Here is an 18,891-nt window from a genome sequence, read left to right as displayed (position 1 = left end):
ATTTAATTTTTAACACAATAAGGTTAATGTTTCTCAGGGTTCTTGCATCTTGAGAATTTGGTCAAAATATGAGACAATATGTTTCTATTTCTGCTCTTGTAATTTTGGTAATGGAGATTGTTTACCTTACGCCAGCTTGAGCTAAAATGGTCTGATTTCGAGTACCGACGCGCAGCATCACGTAGTATGTGCGCATCGGAACACATAAAGTTAGGCCAGTCTGGCTAAGATAATGGATGGAAACAGATCCGAGAGAAATTACAGAGACCTAATCATGCTTTGTAGGGAGAATAATATGAGTCAAAACTGGCCTACCAGAGACAAAGATTTACAAGCCGCTCGTGTGATTATGGAAGAATACGCTAGTGAGCGTGAAAGTGATACGTTAGGTCTTTTTGAAATTGTTGTCGATCAAGCGGAAAAAAAAATGAGTTTCCGTTTATCTGGATGGGTAGTCATTTTAGCAAAACATTTTAATTCAACGTATGGCGTGAGCCAGGGTGATTTTATAACACGACAAGTCATTACGCGATGCCTGACTCAAGGACACACATTACATTAAATCTTTATTTCAAATGGAGTCGCTTAGGCTCTTTATATTAATATCCAATCGAACGATTTACTTTGAGTGCAGGTTGTAGAAAATTCTCATGAGCTGTGACATAGTACTTAAGCTTCCAGATTTGGTACTTTTCTTATACGCGCTTAGAATTGATACAGATATTTATTATAATTTTGTTTGAACTCATCGGAATTTTGATATTGGATCAATGCTTGGTTTAGCTTTGTTAATAAGTCACCATTAGCAGGGCTGACAGCTATCCCATAACCAAAACCATACGTATAACGTGGACCGATTAATCTGAATGTGTTTGCTGAATTGGATGCCCAGTAATTTGCTGTTGGATTATCCAGTAGAATAATATCTACATTTCCTCCACTTAAAGCTGCAAGTTGCTCTTGTATACCGCCATAGTACTTAACATTGGGATTTTTTACTCCCATCTCTATGAGCTGGTCAAAAAATACAGTGCCTTCTTCCAATCCTATTTTTTTAGTATTTAAAAGATCCAGGCTAAACGGTACTTTTTTATTTGATGCTCCTTCTAAAAATCGGGAAAAGCTTTGCAGATAAGGTAGGCTGAAATTAACTATTTTTGCGCGTTCGCCAGTAATGGTTATCGAGCTGACTGCAACATCTATTTTTTGATTAACAACTGCATCGAGTAATTGGTTGAAGCGCATCACTTGAAAGGTACAGGTTCTATTCATGATTTTGCATAAACTGTTCATCATATCGACATCAAAACCAAAGAGTTGACTATGATTTCCTTGCATGACGAATGGAGGATCAAAGCTTTCGACCCCTACATTTAAGGTTTCGCCTTGAGCAAAAAGCGGGGAAGAGAAACAAATAAATGCAATCAGAATTAATCGGATCATTTTAAATTTATGGAATTGTTATTGATTTTTATAGACTATATTATAACGAGAGTCTTCATTTTGGAATGAAAAAAAGAAAATTTATGCAAATCGAAATCCCTGAGTTATTGCAATCAAAAGCATGGTTCATTGAAAAACACTTGTCCGATTTGCACCATCCCTTGCGTGAAAGTGTTATCAAATTACTCCTTACGAGCGATTATGCATGCAGGCAGATTCAATTATTGAAAGCATTACTCATGGAGGATAAATGCTGTTCCTTGATGACACGAGAAAATTATTTTCGTATTTTGAAAAACGTATCCTTTAATTTGCCACAAGCAGCTTATTTGCGTTTATTACGTCAGTTCCGCAATACGCATTTTTTGCGGTTAATTCTTCTTGAAATAGCGGGTATTGCCAATACTGAGGAGATTCTGCGCGCATGGTCTGATTGTGCCGATGCGCTTATTTTGCATGCACTTGATTATTGTAAACAAGGATTGTCCTTGCGTTATGGTATTCCGCGTGATGCAGCTGGAAATGAAGTAGAGTTATTTGCCCTGGCTATGGGGAAACTAGGGGGAAGAGAGTTGAATTACTCTTCAGATGTCGATCTTATTTTTGCGTATACCGTTGTAGGAGAAACAGACGGGGAAGAACGCATTGATAATCAGCATTATTTCAGTCGTTTAGTCCAGCAATTTGTGCAGACCTTACAAAATGTAACCCCGGATGGTTTTGTATTTCGTGTAGATTTAAGATTACGGCCTAATGGTGACAGTGGCCCACTGGTTTCAAGCTTGGCGGCCATGGAAACTTATTATCAGGAACAAGGTCGTGATTGGGAACGCTATGCGATGGTTAAGACCCGGGTCATTGCTGAAAAGGTGGATGAGATACAACCATGGTTTCAGCGATTGATCGTGCCTTTTGTGTACCGGCGTTACGTAGATTTTAGTGTCATTGAATCCTTACGTAGCATGAAGGCGATGATAGAGCGCGAAGTGCTAATAAATCCCCGGTTGGATGATATTAAACGAGGTAAAGGCGGAATCAGGGAAGTGGAGTTTGTCATTCAGAATTTTCAGTTAATTCGTGGCGGACGTTTGCCGCAATTACAAGAGCAAAATGCCTTGTTTGCCCTTGCTGTTTTAAAACATGAAAAATTATTGCCGCATACTGATGCTTTAAAACAAGCTTATCTTTTTTTACGCAAACTCGAAAACACACTCCAGAGCTTAAATGATCAGCAAACACACTCATTGCCAGAAGATCCTGTGAAGCAGGAGCAAATTATTTTGGCTATGGGGTATCTTTCTTGGGACGATTTAATTAACAGATTGCATAAATATCAGCGGATTATCAGTTATGCTTTTCATTCAGTCCTTGGTAAAGTCAAAGATTATGAAGATGAGAAAAGATTACTCACAAATCAGTTAGCTAGCCTTTGGCAAGGACATGTTGAAACCACGATGGCAACTAATTTGCTAGCTAGCCTCGGTTTTGCGAATGCCCCTCATTGTTATCAAATGATTCATTCCTTTCGTCATAGTCCACGTTGTCGACGTTTAACACAAGGCGCACGAATGCGTTTGGACCGATTCATGGTGATGTTACTTGCTGAACTGACTCACGTTAAAAAAACGGATGAAGTTTTATTACAAGTGATGCATTTGCTCGAAAATATTGTGGGTCGTAGCGCTTATCTTGCTTTATTAACCGAGAATCCGCAGGTTTTAACTGAATTATTGTTTTGGTTCGCACAAAGTCCATTTATTACCTCCTTGCTGGTAAACCAACCTTTTTTATTGGAAGTATTGCTGGATCAGGGCCAAGAATGGCGACCCCAGTCGCTGCATCAATTACAAAGACTATTAATTGAAAAATTAGCGCATCACCATGATGTTGAAGTACAAGAGGAAATATTACGTCAATTTAAGCTAACCAATTGTTTAATGGCTGCTCGCGCTGAACTTTATGGATTCTGCAATGCGGTGCGCATTGGACAATTTTTGTCGGATGTGGCTCAAGTCATTGTAAGCCAGGTTTTAATAATCGCCAGTGAACAATTATGTTCGCGGTATCCTGAAATGGAACGAGCCAAATCACACTTTGCAATCATTGCCTATGGAAAATTGGGTAGCCGTGAAATGAATTACGCTTCTGATTTGGATTTGGTGTTTTTACACACCGCAAAAATATCAGAAGAAGCATTAATTACTCGTTTAACTCAAAAAATTTTGCATATGCTGACTACTCGCTCTCAATCTGGAGTACTTTATACGGTAGATACGCGCCTTAGACCATCGGGAGCAGCGGGATTACTGGTGAGCCATGTTGATGCTTTTGTTGAATATCAGAAAAATCAGGCATGGACTTGGGAACATCAGGCTTTATTAAAAGCACGTATTTTGACAGGAAACGCAAGGATTAGGCATGCTTTTTTGCAATTGAAAAAATCGGTATTGTTATTGGGACGAGATAATCCTGCCTTGTTACAGGATGTATTGGCAATGAGATCCAAAATGGAGCAACATCAGGATCGCAATTCCATTTCTGGTGGTTTGTTAGATTTGGAATTTTTAATACAGTATTTAATACTTCATTTAGGAAACCCTTCCTTAGCTCGATATACAAATACATTAAGCCAACTCCAGCATTTGTTTTTAGCAGGGGTTTTAAATAAAGAATATTACTCTTTTTTAAAAAAAGCATACAAAAAACACCATCAGTTATTGCATCAAAATTTATTGCGTCCAGGTACTGTGAATAATAGAAGCATGCAGGAGGAGATATTGAGGGTGTGCAAGGAACTATTCAATAAAACTTTAACATAACTCCATTTCATGTGTTCACTGACTTGGTGATAGATGGCCAAAGAGATCTCCCTGATGTTTCTTTGACCTTAGAATAAAATGGAAGGCACGAGTTTCCCCTGTACCGCGGGCTATTTATTTGAAGTCAGCATAAAGATCGTAATCATCACTATCTGTAATTATGACTTCTGCAAAAGATCCCACTTTAACTCCAGGCGTTGGCGGTAAAATAACGAGACCATCAATTTCTGGAGCATCACTTGGGCTGCGTGCAATGATTTGTTCCTGATTTACTTCATCAATTAACACAGTTTGCATACTACCAATTTTGTTTTCTAGCTTATCACGGCTAATTTCTGCTTGTAATTGCATGAAGCGGTGATAGCGTTCTTCTTTAACTTCCTCTGGTACTGGCTCGCTTAAATCATTTGCTTTTGCCCCTTCAACAGGAGAGTATTTGAAACAACCAACCCGATCTAACTGAGCTTCTTCAAGGAAGTCGAGCAGTTCTTCAAACTCTTCTTCTGTTTCTCCGGGAAAACCAACGATAAAAGTCGAACGCAGGGTAATATCGGGACAAACTTCTCGCCAAGAAGCAAGGCGTAACAAGGTATTTTCACTGCTTGCAGGACGTTTCATTGCTTTGAGCACGCGCGAATTGGCATGTTGTAACGGAATATCCAAATAGGGAAGAATCAAGCCGTCTCGCATTAAGGGGATAATCTCGTCTACATGCGGATAAGGGTACACATAATGCAGTCGTATCCAAATGCCGAGTTCTCCTAATTGTTCGCATAAATCATAAAAACGTGTGTTAACGGTTTTTCCTTTCCAGCTTACCGGCTGATAGCGTGTATCCACACCATAGGCACTGGTATCCTGAGAAATCACTAAAATTTCATTAACGCCTGCATCTTTTAATTTTTGGGCTTCGGTCAAGACTTGAGCCATTGGATAACTTTGTAATTTTCCACGCATGGTAGGAATAATGCAAAAAGTACATTTTTGATTGCATCCCTCAGATATTTTCAAATAAGCATAATGGCGTGGGGTTAATTTAATCCCTTGAGGGGGAATAAGTTGGGTAAAAGGGTCTGCAGGTGGAGGTAAATGCTGATGAACTGCATTGACCACTTCCTCATAGGCATGTGCACCACTAATATGCAGTACATCTGGACATGCCTCTTTAATAATCTCTGCTTTGGCACCTAGGCAACCTGTGACAATAACACGCCCGTTTTCTGCCATTGCTTCTTTAATCGTATCCAGCGATTCTTTAACGGCACTATCAATAAATCCACAGGTATTGATGACTACTACGCCTGCATCTTGATAACTGGACACTAATTCATATCCCTGAGCACGCAATTGGGTGATGATGCGTTCTGAATCTACCAGAGCTTTGGGACAACCCAGACTAACAAATCCTACTTTATGATTCATAAAACTCTAACTGTAAAAAAAGTGAACGAATTATAACTCTTTAAGAGCCATATTGTCGACAGGATTATGGTAAATTTAAGTTATTTAAATTTGCATTTTATACGGGAATTATGGGGGGCCTTAAAATTTTTTTCACCCTATGTACCGAGCTTTATATCTGAGGAGTTCTCATATTCTGTAATCATTGAATAGCAGGGATCCCTTTGCAATGTATAAGCTTTAATAGAATGGATTATCCCTCCAAAAGCAATGGAAAATTAATTTAATTGAGCTTAGTGAATGCATTTGAGTTATGAAGTATTTTGATGGATGGATCCTTTCCTAAACAGGGATGGAAGTGCGTTCAGCCCTGACTGAAACTTTACAATTTATGGGAGCCGCCTGGCCAAGCACGGGTAGGGAGGCTCATTATCTATCCGTATACTCCCATTATTTTTTTTTTATTGTGTCCACTTGATTATGTTGATTTAAAAATGCATGAATTTTTGCCATAGTTTCATCCCATGAAGGGAAATTTTGATATGCTGCAAGAGAAGAAAGGCTCATTTTTTTCAACAAGCCTCGATTTTTAATTAATTTGCTAATGTACTCTTTAAGCATCGTACTGTCGCCAGGAGTAATCAAAAATCCATTAATCGCATCGTTAACAATTTCCGGTACACCTCCGGTATTGCATGCAATAACGGGAATACCGGCCCCCATTGCTTCAGTATAAACAATTCCATAGCTTTCAAAATAGGAAGGAACAACCAATACATGGTGTGAGAGAAGTTCTTTTGTTAAATGTTTGGTATCGAGTGCCCCATGAATTTTTATATTTTTTTCCAGTTTTAAATAGGTGATCATCTTGAATATTTTACGGGTATATTTCGCATCAAAATGAAGACTTCCTACAATCGATAACTGCCAAGAGTGGGAATCTATTTGTGATAAAGCTTGCAGTAATAGGTGCAGTCCTTTGTTATATAATAAATTACCAATAAAAATAATCATGAGTTTCTTGTCCTGATACTTAAACCCAAAGCCATCTTTTATTCTATTAAGTTGCAGGCGATCTTTACCTGGATAGGCTATCAAGGAGTTATTGTTTGTTCCAATAATTTTCGAAATGGATTTTTCTGTGGAAATGCTATTGAAAATAAAACCATTTACCGATTTAAGGTAGATGCCCTCTATTTTTTTAGTGAACCATTTAACCAAAGAATTTTGCAATGCATCTGCCTGTAAAAGGTGGACAATACTTATAATTGGAAAATTTCCTATTTCTTTTAGTTTTTTATTTAAGATAAATAATGAATTAAAATTCATCTCATCTTGTAAAAGAACATCAGGCGAAAACTCAATAATTTCATTAATTAATTTTTTTGAAAAATTATTTTTGATTAATCCCCAAAAATTCTTGTTCTCTTGTGAAAAAATCTTAACGACCACACCTTGCGCACGTAAGTATTCGACTAACTTATAATCATAAATGTATCCACCGGTAGTTGTATTGATAGAGCCATAAAGAATTAATCCTACGCGCATTTGTTTTCTCGATAACTGGCTTGAGCAATATCGTCCTCCCATAATCTAACCGTGATTTGACTGTCAACTGGAAGCTCAATGTGATTATTAAATTTTTGCCAGAGAATTTTAGAAAAAAGTTCGAGGCTTGGATTCTGGTTTTTAAATTCAGGAAGCTCATTTAATATCTTATCCTGAAAATAGGATATTAATTGATCGATGTGCGCTCTGATTTCCACAATATCAATCAGAAAATTGAGCGGGTCAAGCTTTGTATTTTCAATTTCCAATTCAAAACTATAGTGGTGGGAGTGGCGTAAATTTTCTGCGCCAAAATCTTTCCCAATCAAGAAGTGTTGTGCAATGAAATTTTTTCTTAACATTAAATGATGCATCATTTACTCCCCATAGGTTAATGTGATAAATAACGTATCATGTGGATTAGAATCCAATAATTGATAGGCTTTATTTGCATCAGTGATATGAAATTTATGCGAAATGAATCGTGTCGGATTTATTTTCTCCAACATTTTAAAAACAACCTCAAATCGTCGAGCCTTTGTCCATCTTCCTTGCAGTTCCGAGGCAATCGTACTGACTTGGCTGGCAATGACTTTAATTCGATTTCGATGAAAACGGCCTCCTAAATCAATAGCACATGGTTTTCTTCCATACCAAGATCCCAGAATGATCCGTCCTTCATAAGCTGCAAATGAAATAGCGCTATTGAGTGCATCAGGATTACCTGTCAATTCATAAATAAGATCAATAGGGTTTGATTTTACGTTTTTAAGGTAATTGGTCACTTGCACATGAAGATCAGACTGGGAGGCGTCAAAAGTATGCCTAGCCCCTAACTCCATACATAGCTCTCTCCTTTTAGCATGCAAATCAACTCCCAGAAGACTGGCTAGCGGAAATTGTTGCAATAAGGCCGTAGTAAGAAGGCCTACAATTCCAAGCCCCAAAATAAGTACATTTTCTCCGATTAAAGGGGAACCATCTAATACTAGGTTTATTGCTGTTTCCATATTGGGTATAAATAATGCATCATAAGGAGATATGTGCTCCGGTAACACAATAATTTGCGTTTCCTTTGCGCAAAAATAACTTTCATGTGGATTAAATACAAAGACACATTGATTTAATAAATGGTTTAATTTTCTATTACCTGTTTCAATTACTTTACCAATAGAACAATAACCATATTTGAATGGATAATTTTGCTTCTCTTTGAGCGCAGGAATTGTTTCATCCAAGCAGATATCGGTTGGCATTAGCCCTCGATAAAAAAGCATTTCTGTACCGGAACTTATTCCTGAAATAATGTTTTGAATCAACACTTCATCTGTCTGAGGTCGTGGAATCGACTCTTCCAAGACAGAGATTTGTTTGGGTTGATTAAAATAGAGTACATGATTTTTCAAGTGAGATTCCTTTCTATATCTGCCATTATAATTATATCTTTGCCTAATTTGTATTGAAGTACATTTTTTAATTGAGGAAAACCGAAAGTGTCCTTAATTTCTTTTGATAGAACAGAAATGCCACCGACAAAAATCGGAGCTACAGTGATAATTACCTTATCCACGTGATTTTCACTGATGAAATTAGTAATAATGCCTCTTCCTCCTTCAACCATTACCGTTTCAATACCCAAAATAAATAATTGTTCTAGAGTTTGACTTAAATCAGTACGACCATCTGGAGTTGAGTTCACTACAACGACTTTAGCCTTCATTTCTGTAAGTAGTTTTTGTTTTTCAAGATCGGCTTGATTTGTAGTAAAAATGATCGGTGGATTGGAGTTTTTTAGAACACGCGCAGTTAAAGGAGTGCGAAGCTTACTGTCTAAAATAACTACTTGTGGATTTTTTCCTTTATAGTGGCGAACTGTGAGAAGGGGATCATCGGCAATTACTGTACCTACCCCAACCAATATTGCATCATTTTCGGAACGTAACTTATGTGTCATCACCAGCGACTCTTGGGAACTGAGCATGAGTCTTTTCTTTCGGTGAAATGAAATAGATCCATCCAGGCTTTGTGCATAAGCCAAGGTAACGACAGGTTTTCTTTTTTTAAATAAAGAGGAACATTTTTCATACAATTCTCTAAGATCATTCTCTTCAAAAAAATGATTCATTTTTTGCTTTTTAGTTAATAGATAAAAAGCATTTTGAGGATGAATGGAGCCTTTTATTGGAACTCTTGAGATAACGTTCAAATTATACTGATTTAGTGCCTCTATTTTTTGAGGATTATTAGTAAGCAACCGCAGGGATTTAATCTGTAACTCCTTTAGAATATGAGCAGCCACTTCATAAGAGCGCTCATCTTCTTCATGACCTAGCTCGAGATTGGCGTCGACGGTGTCTTTTCCCTGATCCTGCAAATTGTAGGTATGCAATTTGTTAATTAAGCCAATTCCTCTTCCTTCTTGTCGGAGGTAAATAATAATGCCGCGGCCTTCGATAGCAATTTGGCTCATACTCATTTGCAGTTGCTCACCGCAATCGCAACGTAAAGAGCCCAGAATATCGCCCGTCATGCATTCTGAGTGTATTCGTACTAAAATATCATCTGCATTGTGTACTGCTCCAAATGTAAGTAAAAGATGTTCTTTATCATCTTGATTTGTAGTAAATAATGAAAGTTCAAAAGAACCATATTTTGAAGGAATTGCAGCAGAAACTTCTTTTTTAACAATGAGCTGATTATCCATAATCTGATCCTTAGACGGAATCTCCGACTCTTATGTTTCTCAGTGCCTTTATAACTATAGTTCATTAAGAGTATGGGTCAAATTTTATTCAAAAAAATTATAAAATAGTCATAAACACCTTAAAAAAATTTACGATGGGATAAGATTAGGATTTGTGGTTAATTAATTTTCGGGTATGGGGTAGAAAAAAGAAATCAAACCAATCATTACAACGGAAGGAAAGTTGTAAAAAAAGATCATAACTCTATGATTTTACAACACATCAGCTGGAAAAATGACTAATCGTATTCAATCTATTAAGAAATGTGCAATGTGACTATATCCCTCCCTGCGCAGGGATGCCTGCGATATATAAACAGCTCCCTAATTTATTTTCTTTAAAATGGTTAAAAATTTATTTGCAGAAATTTCACCAACCAATTTGAGTTCGTTGATCTCATTGCCTTGAGTATCTAAAAAAATAAAAGTAGGTGGGGCTATAACATGGAAGTAATTGAGTAGCGCTTTATTGTCTGCGTTATTTTTTGTGACATTAATTTTAATCACACTAAAACGCGTTAAGGCCTTTTGCACACGAGGATCTTTAAATGTAGTTGCTTCCATCACTTTACATGAGGTACACCAGTCAGCATAAAAATCTAGCATTACCGGTGTGCCGCGAGCATCTGCGATGGCTTGTTTAATCGTGCTTAAATTCTGCTCGCCCTGTGTCCGAGCTGGGGAAGCGCTTGCTGGTTGGATTGTTAAGGGTTGTAAGGGATTTGTTGCACCCATGCTCGCGCCTACCAAAATCAAGAAACCATAGACGAGTAAGATAAGTCCTATTCCTTGGTTGAATTTCTCGCGATGTGTTGCAGAATATGTAAGAGCACCGCTGTAAATTCCGGAAAAAATGAATAAGCATGCCCATAAGATCATGCTGGCTAAAGGGGGGGCTATTCGAGAAACAAGCTCAATGGCAACGGCAATAAAAAAAATGCCGAACAGTGCCTTGATGGTATTCATCCAGTTGCCCGTCTCCGGCAACCATCTACCTGCGGAAGTACCTATGAGAAGTAATGGTGTGCCCATCCCCAGGCCTAAAACGAACAAAGTCAGGCACCCTAAAAGAACATTGCCACTTTGGGCAATGTAGGTTAGCACTCCAATCAATGGGGCAGTAACACAAGGCGAAAGGATTAATGTAGAGAGACAACCCATTATTGCTGCCCCAAGGTAGTGGCCGCCTCGTTGATTGCTGGAACCGTGTATTTTTGCCTGCCAGGAATGCGGTAGTTTGAATTCATAAAATCCAAACATGGATAAGGCCAATAGAACAAAAATCAGGCTAAACACGCCAATGGACCAAGGAGATTGCATGCTAATTTGCAGATTGGCTCCAAGCAAGGCAACTACTGCACCAAGGATGGAATAGGTAATTGACATGCTTAGCACATAACTTAATGAGAGAAAAAAGGCTTTGCTTGTTGTAATTTCCTTACCGTGGCCAATAACAATCCCGGATAAAACTGGAACCATTGGTAAAATGCATGGGGTGAATGATAAAAGCAAACCAAAACCATAAAAAGTAAGCAGAATCAGTAGCCAGTTGTGGCTTAAAAAGATTTTAGCGATGCTGTCATTTTGTGATTCTTCAGTGTCTGCGGTTTGAGTATTTTGAGGCTGTTTCAGATTTACTTGCGCTAACGCCAAACTGTCATCTATGGTAAGCTGAACTGTTTTCGTTTCAGGGGCATAACAAAAACCATCATCAGAACAACCCTGATAATGCAAATCAATTAAGGCTGTTCCTTGTTTATCCCCTAAAATTCCAACAGGAATGGAAACTTGATTGCGATAAACAGTATACTTATGTCCTTGTTTGTCCACTTTTTGCTCTGTTGGTGGGAGACGCAAAGGGCCTAAGTGAATTGCACCGTTCGTATTTTCAGTTAATTTAATGCGATCACTGTAAAGAAAATAATTTGGCTTTACCTGAAAATTGATGGCAAAAGTATTAGGATCAATTTTACTGACATTGACATGGAATACTTCTGCAGCAGGAAGCGGGTTTGCATATAGAGCAAATGTAGTTATATAGCAGGATAACAGTAAAAACCATTTTCTCATTCTGAAAACCTTTATAATACAGAGGAGTAAAAACATATATGTAACTATATCAGAACATCATGGAGTGTGAATAAAATTAAAACCAAAAATTTTTTTTATTTTTACCCTTGAAACTCTTTGTCTTGACCCCATATGGCAATCAGTAACATTGCAAATTGACTTTAAAGTTTAATTAATCAGGAGATAAAAGTATGAAAATTCGTCCTTTACACGATCGAGTTGTTGTTCGTCGTATGGAAGAAGAGCGTACCACAGCAGGTGGTATTGTTATTCCAGATAGCGCTACTGAAAAACCAATGCGCGGTGAAATCATTGCTGTTGGCGCTGGTAAGATTTTAGACAACGGTGACGTTCGCGCTTTAGCAGTAAAAGTTGGAGATATCGTCCTGTTTGGTAAATATTCAGGTACCGAAGTGAAAATCGACGGTAAAGAACTGGTTGTGATGCGTGAAGACGACATCATGGGTGTAATCGAGAAGTAATCGTTTCATTAGGAGATAGAGATAATGGCTAAAGAATTACGTTTTGGTGACGATGCTCGTCTACAAATGTTAGCTGGTGTTAATGCATTAGCGGATGCAGTACAAGTGACTATGGGTCCACGTGGTCGTAATGTTGTATTAGAAAAGGCTTATGGTGCGCCTACAGTAACTAAAGACGGTGTGTCTGTTGCTAAAGAAATCGAATTTGACCAACGCTTCATGAATATGGGCGCTCAAATGGTTAAAGAAGTTGCTTCCAAGACTTCTGATACTGCTGGAGATGGTACTACTACAGCTACTGTATTGGCTCGTGCGATTGTCGTTGAAGGTTACAAAGCAATTGCTGCCGGCATGAATCCTATGGATCTGAAACGCGGCATTGACAAAGCAGTTACTGCAATCACTAAAAAATTACAAGCTATGTCTAAGCCTTGCAAAGACAATAAAGCAATTGCTCAAGTAGGTACTATTTCTGCTAACTCTGATGAAGCAATTGGTGCAATTATTGCTAGCGCTATGGATAAAGTAGGTAAAGAAGGGGTTATTACTGTTGAAGACGGTAATAGTCTTGAAAATGAATTATCTGTTGTTGAAGGGATGCAGTTTGATCGTGGTTATATTTCTCCATACTTCATCAACAATCAGCAAAGCATGACTTGCGAGCTTGAGCAACCATTCATTATGTTGGTTGACAAGAAAATCTCCAGTATTCGTGACATGCTGTCTGTATTGGAAGGTGTTGCAAAATCAGGTCGTCCATTGTTGATTATCGCTGAAGATGTTGAAGGTGAAGCTTTAGCAACTCTGGTTGTTAACAACATGCGTGGTATTGTTAAAGTATGTGCTGTTAAAGCTCCTGGCTTCGGTGATCGTCGTAAAGCAATGTTGCAAGACATCGCAATTCTGACTCGTGGCGAAGTAATTTCTGAAGAGATCGGTAAGAGCTTAGAGCAAGCTACTTTAGAAGATTTAGGTTCTGCAAAACGTATCGTAATAACCAAAGAAAACACTACAATTATTGATGGTGAAGGTAAAGCTGCCGAAATCAACAGCCGTATTGCTCAAATTCGTGCTCAAATCGAAGAAACTACTTCTGATTACGATCGTGAGAAATTACAAGAGCGTGTCGCTAAACTTTCTGGCGGTGTTGCGGTTATCAAAGTTGGTGCTGCTACTGAAGTAGAAATGAAAGAGAAAAAAGCTCGTGTTGAAGATGCATTACATGCTACTCGTGCTGCTGTAGAAGAAGGTATTGTAGCAGGTGGTGGTGTTGCTTTAATTCGTGCACAAAAAGCTCTGGATTCTTTGAAAGGCGACAATGACGACCAAACCATGGGTATCAACATTCTGCGTCGTGCTATTGAAGCACCAATGCGTCAGATCGTATCAAACGCTGGTTACGAAGCTTCAGTAATTGTAAACAAAGTATCTGAAAACAAAGACAACTATGGTTTCAATGCTGCGACTGGTGAATTTGGTGACATGGTTGACATGGGTATTTTAGATCCAACTAAAGTAACTCGTATGGCATTACAAAACGCTGCTTCTGTAGCAAGTTTAATGCTGACTACCGAGTGCATGATTGCTGATCTGCCAAAGAAAGAGGAAGCTGCTGGTGATATGGGCGGCATGGGTGGAATGGGCGGTATGGGAGGCATGGGTGGCATGATGTAAGCCTCTCTCGTTCCTATTCCTTTAAAAACCCGCCTTTATGGCGGGTTTTTTATTACTCTATTTCTGCTCATTTGGATTAAATATACCCCATTAAATATCAAAGCCAATGAATGGTTTATAATATATTATATGGGATATAAGCAGTTTATTAATTACGGTCTGCCCACAAGCTATTTGGTAGCAATTAATCTAAACGCGATAATTCAGTCCAAAGCTCAATTGATTACTGTAGACTCGCAAAAACCTGGTGGGGGCGCCACTAGCTGGGACACCGTTCGAGGCTATTACATCATATTGACCGCTATTGCTCGTTTGGCCTATGGCTAGATAACTGTAGCTGATATCGATGTCGAAGTGCTCGGTCACTCGATAAAGGCTGCCTGCACCGACTTGCCAGGCAAAGCGGGTGGTAGTAAGTCCTGATTCATGTTGGACCGCTAGAGGCCAATAAATGGTATTGGTTTTCGAGTTTGCTGCACCTAAACCGCCACCGAGATAAGGTTCTATGCGATGATTCATAGGCAGGGGATAAGAAAAATACCCATTGATCATATAGGTGTAAGTGTCAACTCGCCCGTGAGCTGTTTCATTTCCATCATCTGTAACTGAGAAAGGAATGTCTGACAGCCCTTGCACTCGAAAATCTGTTCGGAAAAAAGGATTGAAACGATAACCAACTCCGAAGGAGTATCCCCAATGATCTCCTATAGAAGCCGCTGGTGGCGTAATTGCATTGGGAGAAAAAAAAGAAGCAGTCTCTGCTCGGTTAAAATTAAATGCGTTGTAAGTGGCAAGTCCCACTACATAAAAACCCTGCTCTTTTTTGTATGTTACAGGCCCCATATCACCTGCGTAAGCAGGGAGTAGTACTACCGTAAACAAAAAGATCGCGACTTTTTTTAACCTAAGATGCATGCCAGACACTCCGTTGTGAGATAAAATTCATCAGTTAAATGCAAATGGGCTTACGCAAGTGATACATTCACGAACGCCGAACTTTATAGTTACAAAAAATAACCTTTAACACAATAAGTAATTTCGTTATGAATTATGAAGACGTTCAGGAAATTAGGGTAGATTATTGAATATCACAAGTAATTACCGAATAAAAAAGAAAATTAGTGATTCAAAATTTAATTGACTCTAGTGGAAATGGAACAAACCCTGGAATTTTTGCAATGTATCGTCCACAATGATGTGGAATTATAAAGTTAGGAGTAATGATGGATGCAATAATTAAAAAGTTGGAAATAGTTTTAGCGGATACATACGCCTTATATCTTAAAACACAAAATTATCACTGGCATGTTAAGGGAGCTCAGTTTAAAAGCTTGCATGAATTGTTTGAAATGCAATATAGAGCATTGGCAGAAGCGGTGGATGAAATTGCAGAGCGAATTCTGATTTTGGGTCATAAGGCACCTGCTACCTTTACTATATTGAACCAATTAAAAACAATTCAAGACGGCAACTCCAATATTGATGCGAATCAGATGGTGAGTGAGTTGGCCCAGGACAATGGGATTCTGGTTAAAGATTTAAACAAAGCAGTTAAACTCGCTCAGGAACATGATGATGAAGGAACGGTAGCTTTACTCAGTGAACGTATTGCTGCGCATGAAAAAGCACGATGGATGTTGAACGCATCTGCTGCTTAGAACTCTGTTGCTAAAACCATTATCATAGCCTGACTGCTCACAGCCCTGAACCACTGGAATATATCCAGGAAAATCCCTGTTGCAAGCAGCCAGGCTATTTTGCTTTTGAAGGTGTCATTAGTGTTATTTACTCTTCATCACTTGTTTTTCATCTCCTTTTTTAATGACGATGATGCTAATTCGTCTGTTTTCTGGGCTGAAAGGATCTTTGGTGTTCAGAAGCAAAGTTGATCCGAAGCCGGATACGCGCATCACTTTATCAGGATCCAAACCTACCTTAACCAAAGCACGGCGGGCAGCATTGGCTCTTTGGGTGGAGAGCTCCCAGTTGGTATATTCTAATTCATCTGGATTATGGTAAGGATGGGCATCGGTATGTCCTTCAATAGTAATTTTATTGGGAACTGTCTTAAGTAGGTTGGCGATCTGCGCAAAAAGCGGCTCCATTCCCGGATTAAGTTTGTCTGAGCCCACATCAAACATGGGTTTTTTCTGATTATCGATTAATTGGATACGCAATCCATTTTTTACTACCTCCATGATTAATTGATTTTTTAAACCAGAAAGTGAAGGATCTTGTTGGATACTTAAATTAATTTTTGATTTTAATTCCTCGAGTTTCTGTGTCTCATTTTCAGTGGATTGAATTACTTGAATATTTTGGGGTTTTTTATTTGGTGCGGATGACAGCTCCGTTTTAGAAACTTGACCATTGGTGTCTTTGAGATTAGGTCCTCCACCCTTAAGGTTAATTTGCTGATTACCTACGTTCTCGCCGCCAAAAAAAGTGATTTTCATGGGCTGTTTAAAATACTCGGAAATACCATCTTTTTGTGCTTTATTTAGTGAAGCAATCAACCACATTAACAAAAAGAAAGCCATCATTGCTGTAACAAAATCAGCAAAAGCAATTTTCCATGATCCCCCATGTAGTTTGTGCTTATTCTTTTTTATTTTTCGAATTATAGGGGTTGGACCAGTTTTTCCTTTACCACCGTTTTCACTCATACTGTAACCTCATTAACCCGGTGTCGTTTCCGCAGCGGAGTTTTCTTCAGAGCCAGATGAAGATGACACTGGTTTGGAATTTTTAATTTCTTCATTAAGCTGGGTAAAAGAAGGGCGTTGTGCAGAAAATAAAACTTTACGTCCAAATTCAACAGCAATAATAGGTGGATTATTGTGTAGACTTGCTAATATCGTGGCTTTTATAGAGTGCAGTATCAATTGAGTCTGATTGGCCTGATGTTCCATTGCTGAAGCTACAGGACCCACAAATCCATACCCAATTAAAATACCTAAAAAGGTTCCTACAAGAGCATGAGCAATGAGTACCCCTAGTTCTGGTGGCGGTAAGTTGATCGATTCCATCGTATGGACCACGCCAAGAACCGCAGCAACAATACCGAAAGCAGGCATGGCATCAGCAAGTTTTGCTAAGGCATTTGCCGGGATCATTTCTTCTTCATGATGGGTTTCAATTTCCATATCAATTAACGCTTCAAGCTGAAAAGGCTGTATGTTCGAAGTAATGATCAATCTTAAGTAATCGCAAATGAACTCAATGATATGATGTTTCTTCATGAGCGAAGGATAAGCATTAAAAATCGGACTTTCTTGAGGGTTTTCAATATCTGTTTCTAATGACATCAGTCCTTGCTGCCGCGACTTATTCAACAGATTGTATAACAGGCCTAATAGGTCATTGGAATTTTCCTTAACTGATTGTTCTCCTCGAAAAACTTTAGGCAATGCTTTTAAGAGAGATTTTAATACCGTTACACTGTTGGCTACAATAAGCGACCCTACCGCTGCTCCAGCAATGATAAGCAATTCTATGGGTTGAAAAACCGCCGCAAGATGACCGCCAGATAGAGCGAAGCCTCCAAAAACAGAGAGTAATATAACTAAATAGCCTACTATAATTAACATATATATTCGATCTCCAAGTCCTTTTTAAATCGTTTAAATCCATTATTTAAGATAATCGTGAACAACACGACCATAAGGCAAAGTGAGATCTGTTAATAAATGTACACCACTTACTATGCGTCGTATGGGAAGGTTAGCTACCGGAGCTAATGCATGGTGTGCTAATTGCAACTGTGCGGGTCCTTGCCACGCCCCTTTGATATCAACATCTGCAAGATAATATTCAACAAGTTCACAAATTCGAACGCTGCCATCCACATGAGGAATTATTTTAAGTAAATAATTTGGTGTATTTAGTGATTCAGCTACTTTTTTCAAGTCCATGGTTTCGTATTTATAACCCATGGTTGCCGTAGCAACACGATAAGGGCCATATTCTAGAGTACCTAATAGAGTTTCATGAACGACTTCTAGTTTAGGTTGGGCCAGTTTCTTGGGAAATCCCCAAATTTCGCGGCCGCCTGCTATAGGTGGGAGATCATCCAAAAACATGGCATGTGTGTAGCCTCCCATTTTACCTTTATAACGTACCGGTATCACCTGACCTGATTCCGTATAGTCTCCAAATCCTGTGGAATCAGGCATACGAATGAATTCAAACTTGACCAAAGGTTCTACTACTTCTAAGGGTGCGGGAACTATTTCGCGGAGCAGATCGATATCCGTTTCATAGGTAATTATTAAGAATTCCCTGTTAATAAAGCGGTAAGGGCCACGAGGATAAGATGGGCTGATGAGTGGCATGGCAAAAGCATTCTTTTTTACTTCTGCTTCATTCATTTTCAGGCTCCTCTTTTAAATGTTGATTGGGGGACATATCGTATACGGCAATACCTGCTGTGTGTGAGACGGGTTGGTCCCAGGGAGATTTTTTGATGGCTTTTTGTCCATCAAGATAGCCATGTTTTATGCGTTCCGAAATACTTTTTCGGGAAAACTCATAATCTTTTGAAGAAAACTCAGTTTCATCGTGTTTATATAAAAAGCGAACTAAAGAAATCGTAGATTGATGCCCACGGGCAATACAAAGTTTTAACTCGGGGTTATCTCTTTCCTCTATAGGAACATAACGCGAAAGAATATGAATGGTATTTTTTAACGAATGTATTTGTTGATACATT

General features: G+C 38.6%; 17 protein-coding genes. 5 read left to right on the top strand and 12 right to left on the bottom strand.

Features of this window, described 5'->3' with window-relative positions; translation table 11 throughout:
* The first annotated feature begins 295 nt into the window (after positions 1-295).
* Positions 296-562: a hypothetical protein gene (locus tag Lpar_RS10990; protein ID WP_058517979.1), complete on the top strand. Its 267-nt coding sequence runs from the start codon at positions 296-298 to the stop codon at positions 560-562.
* 143 nt (positions 563-705) lie between these two features.
* Here the strand turns inward: Lpar_RS10990 and Lpar_RS10985 are convergent, their stop codons facing one another.
* Positions 706-1,443: a transporter substrate-binding domain-containing protein gene (locus tag Lpar_RS10985; protein WP_058517978.1), complete on the bottom strand. Its 738-nt coding sequence runs from the start codon at positions 1,441-1,443 to the stop codon at positions 706-708.
* An 83-nt stretch (positions 1,444-1,526) separates the two neighbouring features.
* Here Lpar_RS10985 and glnE point away from each other — a divergent pair, with 83 nt between their 5' ends.
* Positions 1,527-4,262 (top strand): bifunctional [glutamate--ammonia ligase]-adenylyl-L-tyrosine phosphorylase/[glutamate--ammonia-ligase] adenylyltransferase, encoded by a 2,736-nt coding sequence (glnE, locus tag Lpar_RS10980; RefSeq protein ID WP_237759400.1) that lies wholly within the window; start codon positions 1,527-1,529, stop codon positions 4,260-4,262.
* A 114-nt stretch (positions 4,263-4,376) separates the two neighbouring features.
* Here the strand turns inward: glnE and rimO are convergent, their stop codons facing one another.
* The 6 genes from rimO to dsbD all read right to left on the bottom strand — a co-directional run bounded on the left by rimO (position 4,377) and on the right by dsbD (position 12,024).
* Positions 4,377-5,684 carry a 30S ribosomal protein S12 methylthiotransferase RimO gene (gene rimO, locus Lpar_RS10975; protein WP_058517976.1) on the bottom strand — a complete coding sequence of 436 codons (1,308 nt, stop codon included), beginning with the start codon at positions 5,682-5,684 and terminating at the stop codon, positions 4,377-4,379.
* 429 nt (positions 5,685-6,113) lie between these two features.
* On the bottom strand, positions 6,114-7,211 hold the full coding sequence (locus Lpar_RS10970) for a glycosyltransferase family 4 protein (protein WP_058517975.1): 1,098 nt from the start codon (positions 7,209-7,211) through the stop codon (positions 6,114-6,116).
* Positions 7,202-7,588 (bottom strand): 6-pyruvoyl trahydropterin synthase family protein, encoded by a 387-nt coding sequence (locus Lpar_RS10965; protein ID WP_237759399.1) that lies wholly within the window; start codon positions 7,586-7,588, stop codon positions 7,202-7,204. The genes Lpar_RS10970 and Lpar_RS10965 overlap by 10 nt, the downstream gene beginning before the upstream one ends.
* Complete coding sequence (locus Lpar_RS10960; RefSeq protein WP_058517974.1) at positions 7,589-8,617, bottom strand: zinc-dependent alcohol dehydrogenase; 1,029 nt, start codon at positions 8,615-8,617, stop codon at positions 7,589-7,591.
* The gene (gene ribA / locus Lpar_RS10955; protein WP_058517973.1) at positions 8,614-9,915 is read right to left on the bottom strand and encodes a GTP cyclohydrolase II; all 1,302 of its coding nucleotides are present in this window, start codon (positions 9,913-9,915) and stop codon (positions 8,614-8,616) included. The genes Lpar_RS10960 and ribA overlap by 4 nt, the downstream gene beginning before the upstream one ends.
* A gap of 363 nt (positions 9,916-10,278) precedes the next feature.
* Positions 10,279-12,024, bottom strand: coding sequence for a protein-disulfide reductase DsbD (gene dsbD / locus Lpar_RS10950; RefSeq protein WP_058517972.1), 1,746 nt, complete (start codon positions 12,022-12,024; stop codon positions 10,279-10,281).
* 191 nt (positions 12,025-12,215) lie between these two features.
* On the opposite strand from dsbD, the gene groES reads away from it, so the two are divergent.
* Positions 12,216-12,506, top strand: a complete 291-nt coding sequence (gene groES, locus Lpar_RS10945; protein ID WP_058459691.1) for a co-chaperone GroES — start codon at positions 12,216-12,218, stop codon at positions 12,504-12,506.
* A gap of 24 nt (positions 12,507-12,530) precedes the next feature.
* The gene (groL, locus tag Lpar_RS10940; protein WP_058517971.1) at positions 12,531-14,180 is read left to right on the top strand and encodes a chaperonin GroEL; all 1,650 of its coding nucleotides are present in this window, start codon (positions 12,531-12,533) and stop codon (positions 14,178-14,180) included.
* Between the two features lie 189 nt (positions 14,181-14,369).
* Here groL and Lpar_RS18535 read toward each other — a convergent pair whose 3' ends face one another.
* A complete protein-coding gene (locus Lpar_RS18535) occupies positions 14,370-15,095 on the bottom strand; it encodes an outer membrane protein (protein WP_082650373.1) in 726 nt (241 codons plus the stop codon).
* A gap of 308 nt (positions 15,096-15,403) precedes the next feature.
* Between Lpar_RS18535 and Lpar_RS10930 the strand changes: the two genes are divergently transcribed.
* Positions 15,404-15,838, top strand: coding sequence for a Dps family protein (locus tag Lpar_RS10930; RefSeq protein ID WP_058517970.1), 435 nt, complete (start codon positions 15,404-15,406; stop codon positions 15,836-15,838).
* 123 nt (positions 15,839-15,961) lie between these two features.
* Here the strand turns inward: Lpar_RS10930 and motB are convergent, their stop codons facing one another.
* The 4 genes from motB to Lpar_RS19385 all read right to left on the bottom strand — a co-directional run.
* On the bottom strand, positions 15,962-16,846 hold the full coding sequence (motB, locus tag Lpar_RS10925; RefSeq protein ID WP_058517969.1) for a flagellar motor protein MotB: 885 nt from the start codon (positions 16,844-16,846) through the stop codon (positions 15,962-15,964).
* Between the two features lie 12 nt (positions 16,847-16,858).
* Positions 16,859-17,770, bottom strand: a complete 912-nt coding sequence (gene motA / locus Lpar_RS10920) for a flagellar motor stator protein MotA (protein ID WP_058517968.1) — start codon at positions 17,768-17,770, stop codon at positions 16,859-16,861.
* A gap of 42 nt (positions 17,771-17,812) precedes the next feature.
* Positions 17,813-18,550, bottom strand: a complete 738-nt coding sequence (locus tag Lpar_RS10915; RefSeq protein WP_058517967.1) for an acetoacetate decarboxylase — start codon at positions 18,548-18,550, stop codon at positions 17,813-17,815.
* A partial coding sequence (locus Lpar_RS19385; protein ID WP_237759398.1) for a DUF3734 domain-containing protein occupies positions 18,543-18,891 on the bottom strand: 349 nt, incomplete at its 5' end. The genes Lpar_RS10915 and Lpar_RS19385, both read right to left, overlap by 8 nt.

The organism is Legionella parisiensis (assembly GCF_001467945.1).
Classification (GTDB): Bacteria; Pseudomonadota; Gammaproteobacteria; order Legionellales; family Legionellaceae; genus Legionella; species Legionella parisiensis.
Note: the sequence above shows the minus strand (reverse complement) of the source record. Positions and strands in the feature narration are given on the sequence as shown.

Coding starts and splice junctions, on each gene's coding strand:
- Lpar_RS10915 (WP_058517967.1), bottom strand. CDS start 18,550: ATGAATGAAGCAGAAGTAAAAAAGAATGCTTTTGCCATGCCACTCATC.
- groES (WP_058459691.1), top strand. CDS start 12,216: ATGAAAATTCGTCCTTTACACGATCGAGTTGTTGTTCGTCGTATGGAA.
- motB (WP_058517969.1), bottom strand. CDS start 16,846: ATGAGTGAAAACGGTGGTAAAGGAAAAACTGGTCCAACCCCTATAATT.
- dsbD (WP_058517972.1), bottom strand. CDS start 12,024: ATGAGAAAATGGTTTTTACTGTTATCCTGCTATATAACTACATTTGCT.
- Lpar_RS10990 (WP_058517979.1), top strand. CDS start 296: ATGAGTCAAAACTGGCCTACCAGAGACAAAGATTTACAAGCCGCTCGT.
- Lpar_RS18535 (WP_082650373.1), bottom strand. CDS start 15,095: ATGCATCTTAGGTTAAAAAAAGTCGCGATCTTTTTGTTTACGGTAGTA.
- rimO (WP_058517976.1), bottom strand. CDS start 5,684: ATGAATCATAAAGTAGGATTTGTTAGTCTGGGTTGTCCCAAAGCTCTG.
- glnE (WP_237759400.1), top strand. CDS start 1,527: ATGCAAATCGAAATCCCTGAGTTATTGCAATCAAAAGCATGGTTCATT.
- Lpar_RS10985 (WP_058517978.1), bottom strand. CDS start 1,443: ATGATCCGATTAATTCTGATTGCATTTATTTGTTTCTCTTCCCCGCTT.
- ribA (WP_058517973.1), bottom strand. CDS start 9,915: ATGGATAATCAGCTCATTGTTAAAAAAGAAGTTTCTGCTGCAATTCCT.
- Lpar_RS10930 (WP_058517970.1), top strand. CDS start 15,404: ATGGATGCAATAATTAAAAAGTTGGAAATAGTTTTAGCGGATACATAC.
- motA (WP_058517968.1), bottom strand. CDS start 17,770: ATGTTAATTATAGTAGGCTATTTAGTTATATTACTCTCTGTTTTTGGA.
- Lpar_RS10965 (WP_237759399.1), bottom strand. CDS start 7,588: ATGATGCATCATTTAATGTTAAGAAAAAATTTCATTGCACAACACTTC.
- Lpar_RS10970 (WP_058517975.1), bottom strand. CDS start 7,211: ATGCGCGTAGGATTAATTCTTTATGGCTCTATCAATACAACTACCGGT.
- groL (WP_058517971.1), top strand. CDS start 12,531: ATGGCTAAAGAATTACGTTTTGGTGACGATGCTCGTCTACAAATGTTA.